The sequence below is a fragment of the Oscillibacter sp. 1-3 genome, from assembly GCF_000403435.2.
Classification (GTDB): Bacteria; Bacillota; Clostridia; order Oscillospirales; family Oscillospiraceae; genus Oscillibacter.
The window spans coordinates 237,354-256,721 of the sequence record NZ_KE159709.1 but is presented as its reverse complement, the minus strand read 5'-3'; the positions used below and the strand labels follow the sequence as shown (position 1 = coordinate 256,721).

The window sequence follows — 19,368 nt, the reverse complement described above, 5'->3', positions numbered from 1 at the left end:
AGTCAGCGCATCATTTCGGTAAAGGCGATGTCGCGCCAGACGGTCCGCCCGGCTTTCAGCGTCATCCTGGGCAAAAGCATCCGCGAGGCCGGCAGACGGTTTCCGTAGGAGTCCTGAAATTCAAACGCGTGGGGCCTCAGCTCCATAATGGCGACGTCCGCCAGCGCCCCGGGACGCAGCGTTCCAATTTGCCCCGCCAGGCCCATCAGCCTGGCGGGCGTTTCCGTACAGCAGCGCACAACGTCGTTCAGCGGCATTCCCAACGCCAGAAAGCGGGACATGGTGACCGGCAGGGAGAAGAGCCGCTCCTGATAGGCGCTGAACGTAATCAGGTCTGTGCTGATTACATCGGGGGAAAAGCCCTGCCGGATGGCCGCCCCGGCCACAGGAAAGCAGCAGTGAATGCGCCCCTGGGCGCTGTCAAACACCACGCCGCGCTTTCTTGCCTCCCAGATTTCGGGGTAGACTCGTCCGGCTTCATCCAGGATGCTGTACGGCCCCATGGCCTGGAAGGTGTGGCACAGCACATCCCCCTCTCCCATGCGGGCGGCGATCTCCGGAAGCGGCTCCAGCGGGCAGGTGGCGTGGAGGGAGAGGCGGGTTTCAAATCTCCGCGCCAGCTTGACGCTCTCCTCCAGCGGGCGGAGCCCCTTTCCCTCAGAGATGTCCCTGCCGATCCGGAGCTTGAGTCCGTAGATATACTCCCTGTACCGCTCGAACAGGTACTCCATAGCCCGCACATCGTAGAGTTCAGGACTGATGTCCTCCATGTAGCCGGCGCCGGCCAGGCCGCCGGAGGCGACATTGATGGAGGCCTTCAATGTGACGGCAGCGGGCATCAGGCGGTGGCGCACAAAATTTTCAAAGGCATTGGTGCCGATGCTGCCCGCGTCGCAGGCCGCGGTGACGCCGCTGGGCAGGCAGTACAGATCCGGCGCAATACCGGAGGTGTTCCAGGAGAAATGCACATGATGGTCGATCAGCCCCGGGAACACATAGTGGCCGGCGCAGTCGATGATCTCCTTGACATCCGCCGGATCGATCTGTCCGTTCTCCGGCGGTTCTGCGATCCGGCTGTTGGTGATGAGAACGTCGGCTATTTCGTCCATGCCGCGGGAAGGGTCCACCACATGGCCTCCCTTCAGCCAGAAGTTGTACTTTTTCACAGGTTCAGAAATTTTCACGATACAGCCCTCCCAAAAAACAATATGGAGATATGCCGCAATCACAAAAATGATATGCAGGCCAGGTTTACCAGGGGGATCGTCAAAACCGAGAGCAGCGTGCTGAAAACCACGCAGGCTGCCGCGAAGTTTTCATCCCTCTGGTATTCCTTTGTGTAGATCACGGTCATGGCGCCTGCCGGAAGCGCGGACATCAGCACCGCCACTCCGCAGACGAGAGGGTCCAGCGGCAACAGGCGCAGCGCGAACAGCAGCAGCCCGGGAATGAGCAGCAGGCGCAGGAGGCAGAACTTCCAGACCTCCGCTTCCCGCAGCATCTCCCGTTTCAAATTCCCCACAACGCCGCCGATCAGAATCATGGAGAGCGGCGTTGTACACGTGGAGAGCGACGCGACGGCCTTTTGCGCGGGAGCGGGAAACCGCAGGCCAAACACCAGCATGACCGTGCCTATGAGAACAGCCCAAACTGCGGGATTTTTCAAAAGGCGAAGGAACCAGCGCCTGGACTGGCCGATGACAAAGTAGGAGATTCCAACGGTGAGGATAAACGCCCGAACGGGAAAAAGCGCGATAGAGAGCAGCAGCGTACCGGCGTCTCCGTAAATTCCGCCGATGACCGGCATCCCCATAAAGTTGGTGTTGGGACAGAGAACGGCGAATTTCAAAACCGCTCCGCGCCGGGGCGGCTGTCTGCCGTACAGCGCCAGGTTCAAAAGGATATAGAAGATATGTACCGCGGTCATGACTGCCAGAATCTGGAGCGACTGCCCCAGAAGGTCTGCGGACGCTCCGCCGGTAAAGGCGTTCAATATGCTGCACGGAAGGACGATGCGGACAAGGAATCCGGACAGGCCGTCTTGAAAGCCTTCGGTGATGAACCCCAGCTTTGTTCCGGCAGCGCCGGCGAGAATCAAAATGAGCAGCGTGGCCTGGAGACTGACCACCGCCGCGAAGGTCTCAAGCATAGCGAAACGGCTCCAATCAAATTTCTGCGGGACTTAGGCCTCGTTTGATAAATGGCGGAATGTCCAACGGTAAGAGATTTTTTCGCCGGGCAGGGCAAAAATTCAGAAAAATTCTTTGCGTATTTCAAGAATTTTTAATGCGGCACAGCGGAAAACGATCCGCCGCCCGGGTGTTTTGACATTATTCAAACACGGGCGAAAAGCGGTGCGGAACGGGGTTCGGCCGGGAGGACGGCAGATTCCGCCGTCCTCCCGCCTGAGGAGAAAAGAAGGGATCACCCAAACAAATTGACAAGAAGCATGCTGACGCCGGGCATAAAGCCCACGATGATCTCCGACAGAACCAGTCCAAAGATAAACGGAGCCGCCGCCTTGGAGATCTTGTCAATGCTCATGCCTGTCATGGAGGCGCCTACGAACAGGTTCGTCGCCACCGGCGGTGTGACGAACGCCACGGCCAGCGCCAGCGTGATGATAATGCCGAAGTGGACGGGATCGATGCCCACAGCCGTCGCAACCGGCAGCAGCAGCGGGGAAATGATAACGATGATGGGCGAGGTCTGCACAAACATACCTGCGATGAACAGGAAGAAGTAGATCAGCAGGACGATGATGTAGGGATTTGTGGAGACGCCCAGGAAGAAGTTCTTGATTACCGTGGTGTAGCCCAGGTAGGCGAATACCGCTCCCAGCGCGCCGGCGGGGGCGAAGCAAAACATCATCCCGCCCAGAAAGTTGACCTTCTGCTTGAACATGGGGATGATCTGGCGGACATCCAGCTCCCGGTACAGGAACAGACCCACAATGAGGCCGTACACGCAGGAAACCACGCCGGCTTCCGTGGGGGAGAATGCGCCGGAGTAAATGCCGCCCAGGATGATGGCAGGCATCAGAACTGCCCACTTGCCCTCCCATATGGCTTTGCCAAAGGCTCTCAGGCTGGTCTTTTTGGGGATCGGACTCTTATAGCCACGCTTTTTGCAGATCAGGCAGTTGGTGATAACCAGGATGGCGCCCACCACGATGGAGGGGCCCCAACCGGCCAGGAACATATCGCCGATGGACACATCGTTGGTCACGCCGTAGAGCACCATGGGGAAAGACGGCGGAACGATGATGCCCAGACCGCCGGCCACACAGACCAGACCCACGGCGTACCCCTTATCATAGCCCTCCCGGACCATCTGCGGAATCATGATGGTGCCGATGGCGGCCACGGTGGCGGGGGCGGAGCCGGATACGGCGCCGAAAAACATGCAGGCAATCACGGTGACAATGCCCAGTGCGCCGGTGATATTGCCGATCAGCGAATCCGCAATGGCCACCAGCCGCTTGGAGAGTCCGCCGCAGTCCATGATGTCGCCGGCCAGAAGGAAGAACGGCAGGGCCAGCATGGTGAAATCGGCCATTTTGGTGTACAGGAACTGGGCGATGAACTCAAAGCTGGTGCACTGCGTAACCGCGATCAAAATCGCCACGGGGATGCCGATAGAAGAACCGATGGGCACGCCCAGGAACAAAAGGACAAACATCAGGATAAAAGCGGCCGCGACCATATTCATTCCTGTACGCCCCCCTCTTCGTTGGATTTTTGCTGCGCCAAATAGGCCTCGCGGGCAGCTCTGCCCTCTTCCCAGATGGCGTCCAGATCAAAGGCCGGCTTGGCCTTGCCCAGCTCCTGCTCCTGCTCCCGGGTCAGCTTAATGATCTCCTGAACAGCGCGCAGAACGCTTAAAGCCAGCATGACGGCCATAAAGATATACACATAGACTCTGGGCATCCGGGTGACAGAGTAGACCTGCTTTAGTTTCAGCATGTTCAGAATGATCTGATACAGGTAGTAGGTCAGCCAGGCGGTGAACGCGGCGTGTATAATCGTATCCAGAATCATCATCACCTTTTTTGCCATAAACGGCACAAAGGTAAGCACCATGTCGATCCGCATATTCTGCCGGGTGGTCACAGCGCCGGAGACGCCGCAGTAGATCAAAATCACATAGCCGATTACAGAGGTCTCCTCGATCCATGCCCAGGATGTCCGAAAGAGATACCGCCCAATAATCTGAATCGTCAGAACAACCGTGATATAGAGAAACGCGGCCAGGCCGATGTAAGTCTCAAAGTGCATCAGCATCTCTTTTCCCCAGTTCTTTTCCGTTCTCAACAATCCCTATCCTCTCCTTTCCTTTCACTTCATCTTGGTGAACCGATGGAATTCAGCCGGCCTTTGCCTCGGCAGCCTCAATGGCGGACATCAGCTTGCTCCAGTTCTCAGCGCCGATGGCCTCCTCGCACATAGCGGTGGTGTTGGGAACAGATTCTGTGAACACCTGATATTCCTCGGCGGTCAGATCGGTAATGTTGATGCCGTAAGCAATCAGCTGCTCTTTCAGGATCTCCTGTGTCTCCACCAGCGTGTTATAGCAGGCCTCTGTGGCATCCTGCGCGGCCTGATCCACCCAGGCCTGCTCCTCGGCGGACAGGGACTGGTAGTAAGCGTCGCTCATGACGAAGATGGAGATGTTGGGCAGATGGTTCAGCATCGTGATATAGTTCTGGACTTCATAGAATTTCCTGGATACGACGGAGATAATGGGGTTATCCTGCCCGTCGCACAGCTTCTGCTGCAGGGCGGTGAAGAGCTCAGAGAAGGACACGGTCATCGTGGAGGCGCCCAACTCCTCGAACAGCGCCAGCTGTGTGGGATCGCTCTGCACGCGAATCTTCAGCCCCCTCAGATCGGCGGGGCTGTGAATCTCCCGGGTGTTGTTTGTGATCGTGCGCATACCAAGATACATAAAGCCCTCGGCGCGGATGCCGGTATCCGCCAGCATCTGCCCGTTCATAATCTGCCCCATCTCGCCGGACATAACCTCATAACAGACTGCGTCAGAGGCGTACAGAAACGGCGTGTTCATGGGGGTAAAGGCGCTGGTGTAGTCACCCCAGTTGCCAGTGCCCACCTCAGCCATCTCAAACGCGCCGGTCAGGATGCCGTTGACAATGTCGTCAGTGGTAGAAGCCAGCTGGCTGGCGGGATAGACCTGCGCCAGCATCTTGCCGCCGGACAGCTCTTCAATGCGGTCCACAAAGGTCTTAAACATAACGCCGGAGGCGGAAGTGCCGTAGTCGCCGGCGCCCATGGACACGGACAGACGCAGAACCTTGACGCCGGGGCCGGCGTTGGTGTAGTCGGGGATCTCATAGACATTTTGCTCCAGGCCCACCTTGACCTCGGCGCTGCCGTCGCCGGAGTCCGTATTGGCTTGCGGGTCGTCCGCAGCGGCCGGATCGGAAGCGCCGCTGTCGGCCGGCGCGCCGCTGAGGCCGCATCCGGTACACAGCATCGCCAGGATCAGGAAGAGCGCAACGATCTTGGTAAACTTTTTTGACATTTCTGTTTCCTCCAAAAAATTTTTTATTTCATCCCACCGGTTTCCGGCAGAGTGATTCGGATTCAACCCGGTATTTCTCACAGAAGAAGACTTTCGCCTGGCCGCATCGCAAGGCAGGCGCAGTCCGGGCAGCGGACGGCAAGATGCTCCCGGAACCGCTCCAGATACTCCTGCGTGCGGTAGTGCATGGGAATCACCGTTTTTGCCCCCAGCATCTCCGCACAGATCGCGGCCGCCGGAGGGTCCATCTCATCCAGGCTCCGCCCGTCCAGATCCACGCCGCCGATGCCGAGAAACGCCAGATCCGGATGGAACAGCTCTCCCCACAGCTTCATATCGCAGGTCAAGGAGGTGTCGCCGCCAAAGAAACAGGTGGGCCCGTCCTTTACACGAATTATATAACAAAGCGGTTCTCCTGTCATACAGGAGCCGTCCTCGAAGCGTTTGAACGCAATATGGCGGGCGTCTACAGCATGGATCGTAAAATCCCCCTGGACATAGGTTGCGCCGCTGGTGGTCAGTTCCATACGCGGGTCCCAGGTTCCGCCATACCCGGCCCGTTCCGCCAGACACAGCGTGCTGTGATCCCCCAGCAGTTTCGTGGTTTTGGAATTGGCTAGAATCTCCAGAGCCTGTCCAAAATGATCTCCAGCGCAATGGCTGACAATAATCAAGTCCACCTGGACATCCTCCGGTTTGACAGGGCTGGGCGGAACCTTAGTCCGGGAATTTCCGGATAAATATGGGTCCGTCACAGCTCTGGTTCCGGTGGGACCCGTCAAAATAAAGGATGCCCAGCCGAGATATTCGACTTTCAGACTCATGTGAACACTCCCCTTTCAAAAGCTGCGGCCAGATTTGGAAAAGTCAATCGCGCTGCAAATTTATAGAAGCAAAAAATATGCCAGAACCAAGCCGTCAAAAATCTTTTTTACAGGTAAAAAACTCCCCCAGGATCTTTCCGTTTTGAAGAAGAATCCCCGTCAAACTGCGCAAAAATTCTAAACTGTTTTGAGAAGATGTACCAATAGGCGGCGGTGCGCAGATAGATGGATTTTTGAGAGAATAATTCAAAATTGAATTGTTTTTATTAAAAACGCAGGTGAGATGACATCAGGTCTGCTTCCATGCCAAAACAATTCATATATAAATCAAAAATTCAAATTTGAATTGCCGCAGTTTGAAAGAAAGCGGGCAGAGTCCTCTGCCCGCTCTCTCTTATCAAACAAAATATTCCTTGCAAAGATTCCATCACTTCAAGACAAATTCCCGGACGCTCTGGATATGCCGGGCTGTGCTGCTGCGGAAAAATCCCAGATCGTTCATGCAGGTGACAAACTGGAATCCCTGCCGAATCCGGCGGGCGGCATCCTCCGCGCTGGCGGTTACAATTCCAGGGATCACATGGTTTTTTCGGCAGGCCGCCAGAATCGCGTCAATGGCCGCCACGATCTCCGGCGCGTCTACTGTGTGATTGGCTGCGGAATCGGCCTTAAAAGCAATCCCCATCTCCAAGGACAGATCTCCTGTCCCGATAAAGATCACATCCAGACCCGGCGTCGCGGCAATGGCCTCGATATTTTCCAATCCCTCCAGAGATTCGCACTGGGCAATGGACAGGCAATTCTCATTGGAGGCGTGAACATAGTCCTCATAAAGGCCCCAGCGGGGTCCGCGGCCCCCGTTGGCCCCGCGCTTACCCAAGGGCGCATATTTTGTAAAGTTAACCAAATTCTCCGCCTGTGCGCGATTTCCAACCAAAGGCGCCATCACTCCCTGCACGCCGATGTCCAGCATCCGGCTCATCATGGGGCCGTCGTCCGGATCATATACCCGAACAAGCGGAGCTGTCCCGTACATCTCCGCGGCCCGGCACATATGGACGATGGACTCCGATCCCGTCTCGGCGTGCTCGCAGTCGATCATTACAAAATCCAGCCCGTTCAGCCCCAGAATTTCGCAGTTTGTAGAGGAGCCGGAAGCAATAAATGCCCCCAGCGCATATCCGTTGGCCGCAATTTTCTCCCTGACAAAATTCCGCATTTTCATGCTGCATCCATCCTTTCAAATTCAGCGGCGAACATATAAAAACGATTTGGGCATGGGAACCGGGAACTCCCATGCCCAATTTCGTCCCATCGCCGGAAAAATATCAATCCCGGACCTCCGCGGTCTTGTCCTGCGGCTCTGTCAGATCAGGGACCTCCCGTCCGCCGGCATCCCAGTCAATGTCATACTCCGCCTTCAGCCACGCCTTGTATTCGTCACAGCTGGAAGAGCGCTTGGGGGACATGATGTCCATCTGGTAGCAAGGTCCCTGAGAGCGGTATACATGGGCGTAGTGGACGTAGTGAGGCGGGACATTTACCCAGCAGCCGGGAGAAAGACGGTAGGGTACGCCGTCCACCCAATAATCGCACTCTCCCTTTACCACAGTGGCGATCTGCTCATTGGGGTGCGTATGGGGTCCGATGGGCATTCCGTTGAACATCTGTCCAATACACATGTGCATATTGACCGCTTCCATCGCAAAGCATTTCATGTAGCACATCACTTTTCCGTCCACATCTTTCTTGTGGTTGGGCATCCACGGCAGGTCGTTGTAGTTTCCGTACATAATCTTAGCCATCGTAACAATTCCTTTCTTCTGCATGATTTTTCGGTGCCGGATGGTGCGGCCGCTGACCACACCTCAAAAAGAAATTAAGCAAACTTTATGCCAAATTCACCGTGATGCGGCAGCCCTTTCCTCTCCCAACAATGGCATAAAATTTGCTTGTATTTTGAAAACGTGATCTCCGCACGGACACTATATCGAAAGGATGTTTTATATGAATTCAGAAATTACGCAGACGGTATTTGGAAAAACGGAAACCGGCGAAACCGCCCTGCTCTACCGCATTCCCAACAATACAAACGACTATATCGAAATCACCAACTATGGATGTACTATGAAAAGCATCTGCATCCATGACGGCCAGGGATCTCTGCGGAACGTTCTCTCTGGCGGCGAAAATTTGGAGACCTGCCAGCAGTCCGCAGAGGGGCTGGGGATGATTCGTGACCACCTCTCCCCCGCCCTATCCCAATGTCTCTCCCATAAACTTTGGCAGACGCAGGAAATCGGTCAAAATCATATCTTTCTCACCTGCCGCCTCTCCGAGGCTGAGAGCGGCCTGCATACGGCGCTGACCGTTGGGGCCCGGATTATGTGGGTGAATTTGAACCGGATCGTCATCGACCTTTTCTCCGCCCCAGAGCGGGGAGCGCTGATCGCGCCGGAATGCAATCTGGTATTTCACCTGACAGACACGGACGACTACGCTCTGCGCTCTTTTTGTCCGCAGATCCTCTCCGGCGGCCAGACACTGCCGGTTGAAAAAACCGTCTATGCAGAAATGGCGTTTGTCCCGCTGGCGGAAAGCGCCCCCACCCTTCTCTCCTCTCCGGAGGAGGTAAAGCCCATTGCGGAGCTGGCAAGCGGCGCCGCCGGTCTGACCATTTCCGCTTATGGCAATATGGACTCTCTATCGGTCCAAAAGCTGCCGGAAAGCAGCGCCGCCCTCACGCAGGCCATGCTGTACGGGATAAGCCTGAAAAGCGGCGAATCCTTCGCCGGACGGCTGATTTATGGCTTTGACAGGCTGTACTCCCCGGATGAAATCAACAGTCCAAAACCGTCCCCATTCGACATCTTCTTATGATTCCCTTTCATGCGCTTCACGATATGTCCTGCGCCCGTCTCAGAAGAAAAACGAAAATTTCCTGAAAAAATTTTACCGTTCCGAAAAATAAGAGAACAGTGAGAGAAGCTGCATACGCTCTCTCACTGTCCCCGTCTGCCCCTAAGGCTTAATCTCGACTCACAACCGCGGGTTTCAGCCGTGAACTCCCCTAATCAGCGGAATCAGTATCAGCAGCATCACGATCCCCGCCAGACCAATCACGATGCCCATAACCATCTGATGAGACACCATCGTCATGCACATCCCAACACCCAGCAGCAGCGCGCCCAGAACACCCGCAAAAACGGTAAGCAGCGTCTTTCTACTGAACTTGATGGGGGCCTTATGTTCCATTTTTTGCCAGATCAGCAGAGCGGCCAGCAAGATCGCCAGGCCTATCACGCCGCAGACCGTGCCCTGGGTTTCCATTCCCCACTCCGGCAGCAGGACCATGCACATCCCCAGCGCGAAAAACACACCGCCGGCGGTTCCTAAAATCAGCGCCACAAAGCTGCTTTTTTTCATAATAAACATCTCCTGTTTTTAATTTGGCCTTGTTTACAAAATGTCAAAAACCCAAACGACGGATCTTTTTCCGCCGCCGGGATGATATTTCCCATCCCTCAGTCCTCGCTGTTGGGCGGGACCTCGCCGTTCCGTCCGCTGTCCTCCGCCTTTTCCAGGAACGTATCCACGAACTTCCTCTCGATCTTTTTGTAACCGCCTACTGCGGTCTCCTCAATCTTCTGATAGGCCCCAATCACGGCCTCCGCCTGTTTAAGCGGCTTCAGTCTATATTCGCTCACTTTACAGGCCGCAGCCGCCTCAGTTTCACGAAAGGAAGCGGCCGCCATTTCGTCCCCCCGGGAATACTCGGATGAAACTTTTTCATAATATTGTCCTCACTTTCAAAAAAATTGCTTTGAGTTCTCAACCCATGTGCCGATTATAGGCCCCTTTTGTTTTCACATTGCTTGAATTCTGTTTGAGAAATATGAAAAAGACGCTCCCTCGCGGATTTTTCCGGAGGGAGCGTTCGTTCAGTTCAGCAGTTTATTTCCCTGTGTGCAGATCTCATAGATCTCATCGTATTTCCGCTCAATCAGCTCGGCCACAACCCTGGACCGGCGGGACACGATTTTCTTGTAGACGAACAGGGGCGGTATCCAGCCCAGAAATCCAGGGACTGCCAGAATAATTGTCGCGATCCAGAGCGGCGGAACGTGCACCGCCGCGAAGGTAGCGCCCGCCATGAAAGCGGTTCCCACCACCCAAACGCACAGGGCGGCAGCGGCCGCATTCGTTGTTTTGGATTTCTCCAGCGCGGTAATCTCGTCCATACACGCCTCAAAATGACGCTGTAAGCGGGTCAATTCCACTTTATTTACGATTTTCCGCTCCCGCCTCAGAACAATTGCTCCTCTGGTCTCCTGTGTCCGCTCGTCCGGAAGCCATCCGAAATTCTGATAGCAGTCCAGACAAAACGAGGCCCGCTCTCCGCTGGCAGAAATCTCCTTGTAGTCGTTACCAACAAATTCCATGCCTTTCCTTCTTATTTCGCTCATCTCACTCGCTCTCTTTTGCCGGTATTGTCACTGTAAATGCGCTGCCCTCCCCTGGCCTGCTTTCAACGCAACTGTGCGCTTTGGCTTTCTCAAATATTTTCCGCCGTCCTGACGCCGGCAGACGCCGCGCTGTCCGGCTATTTTTCACAATAGAGCTCTGAAAATGTCAATATATCCCCGATGTCAAGAAATCCGGTGGTAAAAAAACACAGTTGGAGCAGTGTGCCGCAGCTGACACGCCAACGTGCGGAAGCTGGCAGGAAAGCGTACTTTCCTGCCAGCTTCCGCCTATTTCAATATATAGTAATATATCACAGAAGTTCCAGGATTTCAACACCGTATCCGGGAAATTTCTCCTCCCAATATGCCTTGCCAAAAAGTACACATTTTCGCAAGGCACATACGCCAGGCCTGTCCTCCGTCCTGAGGGAGGTGTTTCTAGTGGCAGTCCTTACACCCGGACTGATCGAGGAATTTCTGACCAGCCAGGAGCGCCGGGGGATTGGAGCCTCATCTCTGGAGGCCTATCGGCGGAATTTGAAAAAGCTCTACGAGTATCTGCCGGAGGGAAAAACGCTCACCGCGGAGACGGGCAGGGCTTGGAAGAAGTGGCTGGAGGCCCAGGGGGTCTCGCCCCGGAGCATCAACAGCCGCCTCTCGGCGCTGAACAGCCTGTGCGGCTATCTGGGACACAGGGAATTTCAGGTTCTCGACTTCGCGGAGGGACAGGAAGTCCTCCAGCCGGAACTGACCCGGGCGGAGTACCTGCGTCTGCTCCAGGCGGCGCGGGCGCTGGAAAAGGAGCGGGTCTACCTGCTGACAAAGACGCTGGGCGGCGCGGGCCTGCGGATTCAGGAGCTGTCCCAGCTGACGGTAGAGGCGGTGGAAGAGGGCGCCGTGGAGCTTCGCTACCACAACGGCCGCTGCAGCCGTGTCCTGCGCATTCCCGCAGAGCTCCGGGAAGAGCTGCTGGCCTACACGCAGCGGGAGAACATTTCGGATGGCCCGGTCTTTCGGACGGCGGCGGGTGCGCCCATCGCCAGGACTTATGCTGTCAAGCTCCTGCAGAGCGTCAGCCGCGAGGCGCAGGTAGCGGCGGAGAAGGCCACGCCCCGGTGCCTTTTTAATATGTACTGCTCCACCCGGGAGATGATTCTCAGTAACATTTCAATCCTGGCGGACCAGGCCTATGACCGCATGCTGGCGGAGGAACAGCGAATTGCCGGCTGGGCGGGCTGATCCGCCGGTTTTCCCGCGCCGGCAGGCGCGGACAGAGCGTGAACGCCCTCAGACAGAAAAGTGGAGAGGAGGGAGCGGAATGTGTGAGGCGGTTCCGCCGTGGAGCGCGCCCGCCGCGGTTTCACATCGGCTGCGGCGGCAGGGCCGGAGGACCGGCTGGAAAGATGTGTAGGCAAACCATTGGAAACAATGGGACGCAAAGCTACGGAACTAAGGCACCGGGAGCGAGCGGATGCTCCCGGAGGCTATGTCCGCCGGGTTGCAACTTAGCAAACTGCCGGAAACGGCAGGACGCAAAGCCACAGGGGGCTAAGGCGAATGCAAACGGGCATGCCCGTTTGCATTGGGACGGTACCGTCCCAATCACGACGCTATGCCAGCCCGGCCGCCGGATCCTTTGCATCCGAGCAATACCGCAAAGAAAGGAAGATACACCATGAAGAAGAGAAATTTGAATTTGGGAAGGCGCGCTCTGGCTATGTTCGTCTCTCTGACGATGTGCCTGGGAATGCTCCAGATCACCGCGTTCGCGGTTGATGAAGGAGCCGGTGCCACTGATACCGGCATTGAGGTCGAGGTCGAGAAATCTGAGCCCGTGGAAAACGAGGACGGCTCCACCACGGAGAGCTGGACCGCCGCAGGCGAGGATGAAAACGGCGTTGAGGTCAATGTCGAGGGAAGCACCACCGAAAAAGAAACCCCGGCCGAGACCGACGAGGACGGAAACGTCACCGAGCCCGGCAAGACCGAGACAACTGACCGCATTGACGTCACCCTGACCGAAAAGGGCGAAGACCATGTACTGGTCACTGACCCTAATGCCAAAGACGTTGCTCCTGAGGATACAACGGAAGCTAAGGACCAGACAGCCCATGAGCAAACCGGCGAGGTCGACCTTAATGGCACGGGACCGAATGGCAGTGTCACTGTTTCTGCCGATATTGGCAATGGCCACGAGAACAACACCGTTGAGGACCACAAAGAGGTGACCATCGGCTACGACGCCATCAAGGGTCAGGTGGAAGGTCTGCGGCCTGACACTTCCAATTGGGGCGAAGAAAAGACTGACGGCAACGGCAAGCCCTATTGGGAGCAGGCGGGTTCCGCTGAGAACGAGGTCGTCCGGAAGACCATTGAGGAAATCACGGACGAGAACGGCAACGTGATCGGCTACAAGACGATCACGGAGACCATCCGGACAACAGAGGGTACAATTGAGGAAGTTCCAGACGGGGAGACGCGTCTTCCCTCTAATTCTGAACTTGACCCTGTAAAGACGGAAGGCGGCTCTGAGGCGGGCAACGTTCCCACGAAGGTTCCTGCCCCTGAAAAGCCCGAAGTCGGCGCTGTGATCGGCGATGAGACCGTCACGGACGTGGTCGAAAATGAAGATGGCAGCTATACTGTCACCTATGAGAAGGTTACCGGCGAGCCCACCAGCACTCCCCGCGTGGACGAAGAGGGCAATCCGGTGCTGGACGAGAATGGCGATCAGATCGTGGACCTTGTGTATCCCACCGAGACCCGAACCGAAACCTTTAAGTATGAGACCACGGAAGATACCTATCAGGTGGAGGTAAAAGAAGAGCGGAAGGATACCGTAGTTGTCAACACCGTGGTCGACGTGAACAAGGTGGAGATTGACAATCCCACACTTAAACTCGACTTGAAAATGGACCCCGTGAAGGACGAAGGTAATGGGCTTACAGACCCGGATGGAAACGCCCTTCCCGACTACTTCAATCCCGAAGTCATTCCTGGGATGTCAGAGTATCTGAAGGAAAACACAATCGGTGTGAATTTCCTTGCCGGGACCACGGTCACGGTTGAGCAGACCCAGACTGGCAGCAGCGCTTACAGCGCAAGTGCGACGATTAAGCTGAATCTCAACAAGAGCCAGCTTAATGGCGACCTTGTGCTTACTGTAAACGGAACAGCTTACCGTGTTCCCGGTGAGGCGGCTGAAAAAGAGGGGACTAATGTCCTTGAGTTTGATGAAAACGGCAATGTCAAAGACATCAAGCTGGAAGGCATTACCACTGGGTCCATCTCCCTGCAGCTGACTGGCAAGCAGGAGTTCCGCTTCACTAGCGAAGACATTGACGGGAATAGCGGAATGGGCAGCTGCGCCTGGCTCTACAATATGCCTTTGGACAATCACGTCGACCTCTCTGCCACCATCCATGTCTCCATCACCGAGATCAAGGGCGGCGTCATGTATGAGCAGTTCAAGAAGACGGAGGAGACGGAGGACACCAAGAACTTCATTCGGACCGACACTGTCACCGAGAGCATGTCTTCTCTGACCACGACTGTCACCGAGGCGATGGCGGGCACCAAGGAGGGTACGACTACCCAGCCTTATACTCCGCCCGAGGAGCCCGATCCCATCATCCCCGATCCTATCGTTCCCACGCCTCCCGTTGTCGACGACGACGATGACAATGACGATGACGATGATGACGACATCATCATCACCGACCCCGACGTCCCCCTGGCTGGCGATCCCGGCGAGACCGACATCGCGGATGAGTCCGTTCCCCTGGCCGAGCTGCCTGAGGAGGTGGACATCCTGGATGACGAGGTGCCCCTGGCTGAGCTGCCCGAGGAGGTGGAGATCGCAGATGAGGATGTGCCCCTGGCAGATGTCCCCAAGACCGGCGACATCTCCGCCATGTGGTATGTGGTCACTCTCCTCTCCGCCTGCGGCCTGATCGGCCTGAACACCCTGAAAAAGCGTGAGGAAGCCTGATTCCCAAATTTTCTCTGAAAAACCCTAGCGACCGGACAGCCGGGGCCCGCGGGGCCTCGGCTGTCCCACCGTAACGACAACGAGGAGTGAGGACATGAGTGAAAAGCGTCCGCGCCGTCTGGCGGCGCTTTTGTCCATGGCGCTGGCCGCGGCACTGCTGCTGTCCGCCTGCGGCGGCGGCAAACAGGACATCTCGGCCTTTCAGGAGAAGGCGGAGCTGCTGCGGCGGGAGGCCCTGGCGGACTGGGTCCGCCTGGAGCTGGGCGATACCCCCGCCGGCGAGGCGGGACACGTGGTGTTCCTCTCCGTCTGTGACGGCCGGGAGCGGGCCAGCGTATACAGCGCCGCCGCCAAAACACTGGACGAAGCCTGGGAGAACGCCGTATTCGCCGCCGGAGCGGCCCTGGAGAAAAGCGGGCTGGAGCCGAAATGGCTGAAAGCCGATCTGGTCTACCTCTCTGGAAGCTTCTCCGCCCAGGAGCTGAAAGATGCCCTGGACTATTCCGAAAAGGGCTTCGTGTACTATGGTGCGGCCCTTGACTCCAATTTTGAGACCGCCCTGCTGGAGGCAGAGCTGAACGCCGCCTCCATCTATGACTACGAAAACGGCGGCATCGACCTGGACGCCCTGAACGGCTACCTGAAAGCGGCCGGGCGGGAGCAGGTCCGGGCTTTGCCGGATACATACAGGCTCTTCCGCACTGCGGGCTGGATCTGCGGGGAGGACTATCTCGTCCGGCGGATAAGCGCCAGCGGCCTGGACTACGGCCGCCGCATTGTGGAGACCGTAGACCGGGAGACTGCGGCGCCCATGATCCGCACCGCCGCCGCCTGGATCGCCGCGCAGCAGCAAAAGGACGGCGGCATCCCCGTTCAGGCAGGGGGCAATGTAGACCCGGCGGTCCACGCCCGGGCCCTGTCCGCCCTGCTGCGGGCGTACCGCCTGGAACCCAGCGAGGACCTGGAGGAGGCCATCCGCCGCGCCGCCGCGTATCTGGCGGATAAGACGGTGTACGACAGCCTGGGACGGGCCTTCCTCCCCAGCGGAGAGGAGATCACCCTGGAGGCCGGCGCGCTGGCCTCCGCGGCCCTGGCGGAGTATGAGGCCCTCTTCCAGGACGGAAAGAATCTGGAGGTCTGCCGCGCCCTGGGCAACGGCGTTCTGGCCATGCTGAACCGGACCTCCGGCCAGTTCGTCCATGTGATGGACGGCAATTTCCACCCCGTGACCGCCTCCCGGGGCCCCGGGTACGACGGCGCGGCGGTGTACGCCCTGTGCCGGCTTTACAGCCTCACCGGCGAAGCGGAGTATCTGGACGCCGCCCGCACCGCGGCGGACTTGCTCATCTCCGCCGGAACCGGGTCCGGCGACTCCCGGACGGCCCTGGCGGTAAACGAGCTGTCCAAGTGCGTGCCGGACAACGCGTCGTATTACGTCTTTGCCCTGGAAAATGCCCAGAAGAACCTGGAGGCCATCTACGGGCTGGACACCGCCTCCCCCGGGGGCCTTGTCGTGCTGATGAGTGCCTATGAGGCATACGACCGCATGACGGGCTACGGCGGCTCCGCCGAGGGCTTCTACCTGGAGCCGCTGCTGCGGACCATCTCCGCCAGGGCCCAGCGGCAGCTGGACGGCTACCTGTTCCCGGAGTACGCCATGTATCGGGAGGACCCCGGCGGGGTCCTGGGGGCTTTTATGACCCGGGAGGACGGCCTCAGCGTCCGCACTGCCCAGGTCTGCGAGAACATCGAGGGGTACAATCTGTACTGCGCAAACTATGAAAATCTCCTGGCGGACGGCCTTTTGGAAGCCGGAGAATAGGAGGCGGTCCTGTTGAACAAGAAATGCTATCGGGTTCTGGCGCTTGTGCTGGCGGTGATCCTGGTCGGAAGCGCCGGATACCTTATATGGAAAAATCTGGACTATCAAAGGGGCGGCCAGGAGAATGACGCCGCCGCGGCCATCGCAGCCGTTCCGTCCCTGCCGGAGGTGCCGCCGGCGGAAGAGGCGGAGGTCCGGGAGATTCCGGAGGAGCTCCCGGATATTCTGGCGGACGTGGACCTGGGAGCTCTGCGGGAGATCAACAGCGAGGTGGTGGGCTGGATCGCCATCCCGGGGACAGAGATCTCCTACCCGGTGCTCCAGGGAGAGGACAACAGCTACTACCTCAACCACACCTGGAACCGCGTCCAGAGCGCCGTGGGCTCCGTCTTTCTGGAGTGCCGCTGCGCACCGGACCTGACGGACTTCAACACCATCCTCTACGGCCACCGGATGAAAAACGGCACCATGTTCGGCCGCCTCCGGGACTACAACAAAGAGGACTTCTGGCGGAAGCATCCGGTGGTGTATCTGGTGACCGACGAGAACGTGTATGCATACGACATCTACGCCGCCTTTGAGTCGGGAGTGACGGAGATCATCTACCGCCTGGACCTGACGGACGCGGTGGAGAAGCGGAAGATGATCGCCTTTGCTCTCAGCCGCTCCGCCATTGACACCGGGATCACTCCCACGGCGGAGGACCAGGTGGTGACCCTGTCCACCTGCACCGGCCGGGGTCACGCCACCCGCTGGGTGGTGCAGGGTGTGCTCCGGGACCGGATTCCCCGGGAGGCGTGACGCGTTGAATTTGAAAAGAGGAGCGGCGGGCAAATGTGCCCGCCGCTCCTCTCACCTTTTGCCGGGAGGCAAATTTTTCTGTTGCACATCGGGGGCGGATGCGTTTATTGTTACTGCAGAGAAAAAAATTTTCCAGCAGTGTAATACTTTGTCCTCTCCGGCCGTTTACCAGGTGAAGAGGCGCCAATTCAACACAGAAGGAGGAGACCTTTTATGCTTGCAATCTGCCTTGCCATGCTGGAGACCGAAGGGGACCGGCGGCAGTTTACGCGGCTTTACGAGGCATATGAGAAGAAAATCTACGCGGTGGCCCTACGCATCCTGGGGGACCAGCCCCGGGCGGAGGACGCCGCCCAGCAGACGTGGCTCCAGCTGCTGCGCTCCTGGGAGCGGGTGTCCGCCCTGCCCTGGGAGGAGACGGAGGGGTACTTGGTCACCGCCGCCAAGAACTGCGCCCTGGACATCCTGCGCTCGGAGGGGCGGACCACGGCCTTTCCCGAGGACTGGGACCCGCCCGCCCGGGAGGAGCGTCAGGACGAGTACGACTACCTGGTGTCCCTCATCCGAGCCCTGCCGGAGGCCTACCGGCGGGTGCTGGAGCTCAAGTGCGTGGAGGAGCGGACCAATAAGGAGATCGCCCGCCGGCTGGGGCTCAAGGAGACCACGGTGGCGGTGCGGGTCCTGCGGGGCAGGAACATGCTGAAAGAACGGCTGGAGAAGGAGGGGTATACGTATGCGGCAGTTTGACACCATGCTGCGCCGGGGGCTCATGGACGCCAACCTGGCCCAGTATGAAAATGTCCTCCAGCGCTCCGGCGACCGTGAGCCGGACTTCTCTCCCCGGTATCTCCGGGAGCGGATGCACCTTCTGACGGACCCCTGGGGATGGGAGAAGCGCCAGCCGGAGCGGGGCGGCCTGCGCCGGGGGATTACCCGGGGCGTGGCCGTGGCGATTGCGGTGATTCTGCTGGCTGTGACGGCGGCAGCTGTCTCCGCCCCGCTGTGGATTACCTTCTTCGGCGGGCTGGACCAGCGGCAGCAGGAGATTGTGGGCGATATGGAGATCAGCGGCGAGAAGGCGGAGAAAACAGCTCCGGAAGAGACACCTTCGGAAAACCTTCTGCCGCCGCCGGCGGAACGCGACGGTGTTACCATCACGCCCCTGAGTATTCTGGGTGCGAAGAACCAGCTCTATCTGGTTTTGGAGATCCGCGCGCCGGAGGGGACGGTGTTCCATTCGGAGGATAATCTGGACCTCTCCGGCAGTCTCCGTCCCTCCGACCAATGGCGGGCGGAACATCCGGGAGAAATAGCCGCGGGCTCCGGCAGATTCACCGTGCTGGAGGCCGGCACCAGGGAGCCCAACGTGCTGGTGGGCGTCGTGGAGGAAATGGTATCCTATGATGTCGGCGGCTGTACCTACAGGGTCTGGGAGCTCGAGCGGTGGACAGAGGACGGGGAGGATGAGACCATATTCAGCAGCTGGGAGCCGGAAAAGGGACCCGCGTATTTCTGGGACATCCCCATTCCGGAGAACCTGAACCAGGACCAGGTACTGGAGCTCCAGGTGGAGGGCATGGTCATGACACAGGGTGAAAAGACGATGACGCTGCTGTCCATGAATGTCTCGCCTCTTGGGATCTGGTGGAAATACCGGCTGGAGGGCGTAGACCCGTGGCCCCAGGTCCGGATGGCGCTGCGGATGAAGGACGGCAGCGAGATCAAAGCGGACCCCAGACAGATGACGACGGGGGATATGGGCTCCGGTCTCACGGGAGCCGTGAGCTTTGTAAAGCCTGTGGACCTCAGCCAGGCGGAGGCGGTGCTGTGGGAGGACGTGGTAATCCCCCTGGAACAGCCGGAACAGGATGTGGAATAGGGCGAAAAAACATCCCCTGATTTTTGCAATTGTGAAATAGA

The 19,368-nt window shown here is 58.0% G+C and carries 18 protein-coding genes and 1 riboswitch; of the genes, 7 read left to right on the top strand and 11 right to left on the bottom strand.

The annotated features are described in order from the left end of the window. Positions 1-2 precede the first annotated feature (2 nt). The 8 genes from C816_RS13815 to C816_RS13780 all read right to left on the bottom strand — a co-directional run bounded on the left by C816_RS13815 (position 3) and on the right by C816_RS13780 (position 8,173). A complete protein-coding gene (locus tag C816_RS13815; RefSeq protein ID WP_016323019.1) occupies positions 3-1,184 on the bottom strand; it encodes an amidohydrolase family protein in 1,182 nt (393 codons plus the stop codon). A 41-nt stretch (positions 1,185-1,225) separates the two neighbouring features. Beyond that, positions 1,226-2,149, bottom strand: coding sequence for an AEC family transporter (locus tag C816_RS13810; RefSeq protein WP_016323018.1), 924 nt, complete (start codon positions 2,147-2,149; stop codon positions 1,226-1,228). A gap of 275 nt (positions 2,150-2,424) precedes the next feature. Continuing rightward, a complete protein-coding gene (locus tag C816_RS13805) occupies positions 2,425-3,711 on the bottom strand; it encodes a TRAP transporter large permease (RefSeq protein ID WP_016323017.1) in 1,287 nt (428 codons plus the stop codon). Next, positions 3,708-4,316 carry a TRAP transporter small permease gene (locus C816_RS13800; protein ID WP_016323016.1) on the bottom strand — a complete coding sequence of 203 codons (609 nt, stop codon included), beginning with the start codon at positions 4,314-4,316 and terminating at the stop codon, positions 3,708-3,710. The genes C816_RS13805 and C816_RS13800 overlap by 4 nt, the downstream gene beginning before the upstream one ends. Before the next feature lie 49 nt (positions 4,317-4,365). After that, a complete protein-coding gene (locus C816_RS13795) occupies positions 4,366-5,544 on the bottom strand; it encodes a TRAP transporter substrate-binding protein (RefSeq protein WP_016323015.1) in 1,179 nt (392 codons plus the stop codon). Between the two features lie 77 nt (positions 5,545-5,621). After that, complete coding sequence (locus C816_RS21910) at positions 5,622-6,368, bottom strand: MBL fold metallo-hydrolase (protein WP_016323014.1); 747 nt, start codon at positions 6,366-6,368, stop codon at positions 5,622-5,624. A 427-nt stretch (positions 6,369-6,795) separates the two neighbouring features. Further along, positions 6,796-7,593: an HpcH/HpaI aldolase family protein gene (locus tag C816_RS13785; RefSeq protein WP_016323013.1), complete on the bottom strand. Its 798-nt coding sequence runs from the start codon at positions 7,591-7,593 to the stop codon at positions 6,796-6,798. 103 nt (positions 7,594-7,696) lie between these two features. Continuing rightward, positions 7,697-8,173 carry a cupin domain-containing protein gene (locus tag C816_RS13780; protein WP_016323012.1) on the bottom strand — a complete coding sequence of 159 codons (477 nt, stop codon included), beginning with the start codon at positions 8,171-8,173 and terminating at the stop codon, positions 7,697-7,699. A gap of 202 nt (positions 8,174-8,375) precedes the next feature. Here C816_RS13780 and C816_RS13775 point away from each other — a divergent pair, with 202 nt between their 5' ends. After that, complete coding sequence (locus C816_RS13775; protein WP_016323011.1) at positions 8,376-9,248, top strand: hypothetical protein; 873 nt, start codon at positions 8,376-8,378, stop codon at positions 9,246-9,248. A 174-nt stretch (positions 9,249-9,422) separates the two neighbouring features. Here the strand turns inward: C816_RS13775 and C816_RS13770 are convergent, their stop codons facing one another. From C816_RS13770 to C816_RS13760, 3 genes are all read right to left on the bottom strand, one after another. After that, positions 9,423-9,794 (bottom strand): hypothetical protein, encoded by a 372-nt coding sequence (locus tag C816_RS13770; RefSeq protein ID WP_016323010.1) that lies wholly within the window; start codon positions 9,792-9,794, stop codon positions 9,423-9,425. Between the two features lie 98 nt (positions 9,795-9,892). Next, positions 9,893-10,075: a hypothetical protein gene (locus C816_RS13765; protein WP_051147102.1), complete on the bottom strand. Its 183-nt coding sequence runs from the start codon at positions 10,073-10,075 to the stop codon at positions 9,893-9,895. Between the two features lie 234 nt (positions 10,076-10,309). Continuing rightward, positions 10,310-10,810, bottom strand: coding sequence for a hypothetical protein (locus tag C816_RS13760; RefSeq protein WP_016323008.1), 501 nt, complete (start codon positions 10,808-10,810; stop codon positions 10,310-10,312). A 465-nt stretch (positions 10,811-11,275) separates the two neighbouring features. Here C816_RS13760 and C816_RS13755 point away from each other — a divergent pair, with 465 nt between their 5' ends. The 6 genes from C816_RS13755 to C816_RS13730 all read left to right on the top strand — a co-directional run bounded on the left by C816_RS13755 (position 11,276) and on the right by C816_RS13730 (position 19,327). Then, a complete protein-coding gene (locus C816_RS13755) occupies positions 11,276-12,073 on the top strand; it encodes a tyrosine-type recombinase/integrase (RefSeq protein WP_016323007.1) in 798 nt (265 codons plus the stop codon). Between the two features lie 161 nt (positions 12,074-12,234). Next, a riboswitch (cyclic di-GMP riboswitch) is annotated at positions 12,235-12,340 on the top strand. 169 nt (positions 12,341-12,509) lie between these two features. After that, entirely contained in the window at positions 12,510-14,825 is a 2,316-nt protein-coding gene (locus tag C816_RS13750; RefSeq protein WP_016323006.1) for a doubled motif LPXTG anchor domain-containing protein, read from the top strand. 94 nt (positions 14,826-14,919) lie between these two features. Further along, a complete protein-coding gene (locus tag C816_RS13745) occupies positions 14,920-16,647 on the top strand; it encodes a hypothetical protein (RefSeq protein ID WP_016323005.1) in 1,728 nt (575 codons plus the stop codon). A 12-nt stretch (positions 16,648-16,659) separates the two neighbouring features. After that, a complete protein-coding gene (gene srtB / locus C816_RS13740) occupies positions 16,660-17,448 on the top strand; it encodes a class B sortase (protein WP_016323004.1) in 789 nt (262 codons plus the stop codon). Positions 17,449-17,661: 213 nt separating this feature from the next. Then, positions 17,662-18,195: an RNA polymerase sigma factor gene (locus C816_RS13735; RefSeq protein ID WP_016323003.1), complete on the top strand. Its 534-nt coding sequence runs from the start codon at positions 17,662-17,664 to the stop codon at positions 18,193-18,195. Then, positions 18,182-19,327: a DUF4179 domain-containing protein gene (locus C816_RS13730; RefSeq protein WP_016323002.1), complete on the top strand. Its 1,146-nt coding sequence runs from the start codon at positions 18,182-18,184 to the stop codon at positions 19,325-19,327. Before C816_RS13735 ends, C816_RS13730 begins: the two co-directional genes overlap by 14 nt. Positions 19,328-19,368 lie beyond the last annotated feature (41 nt).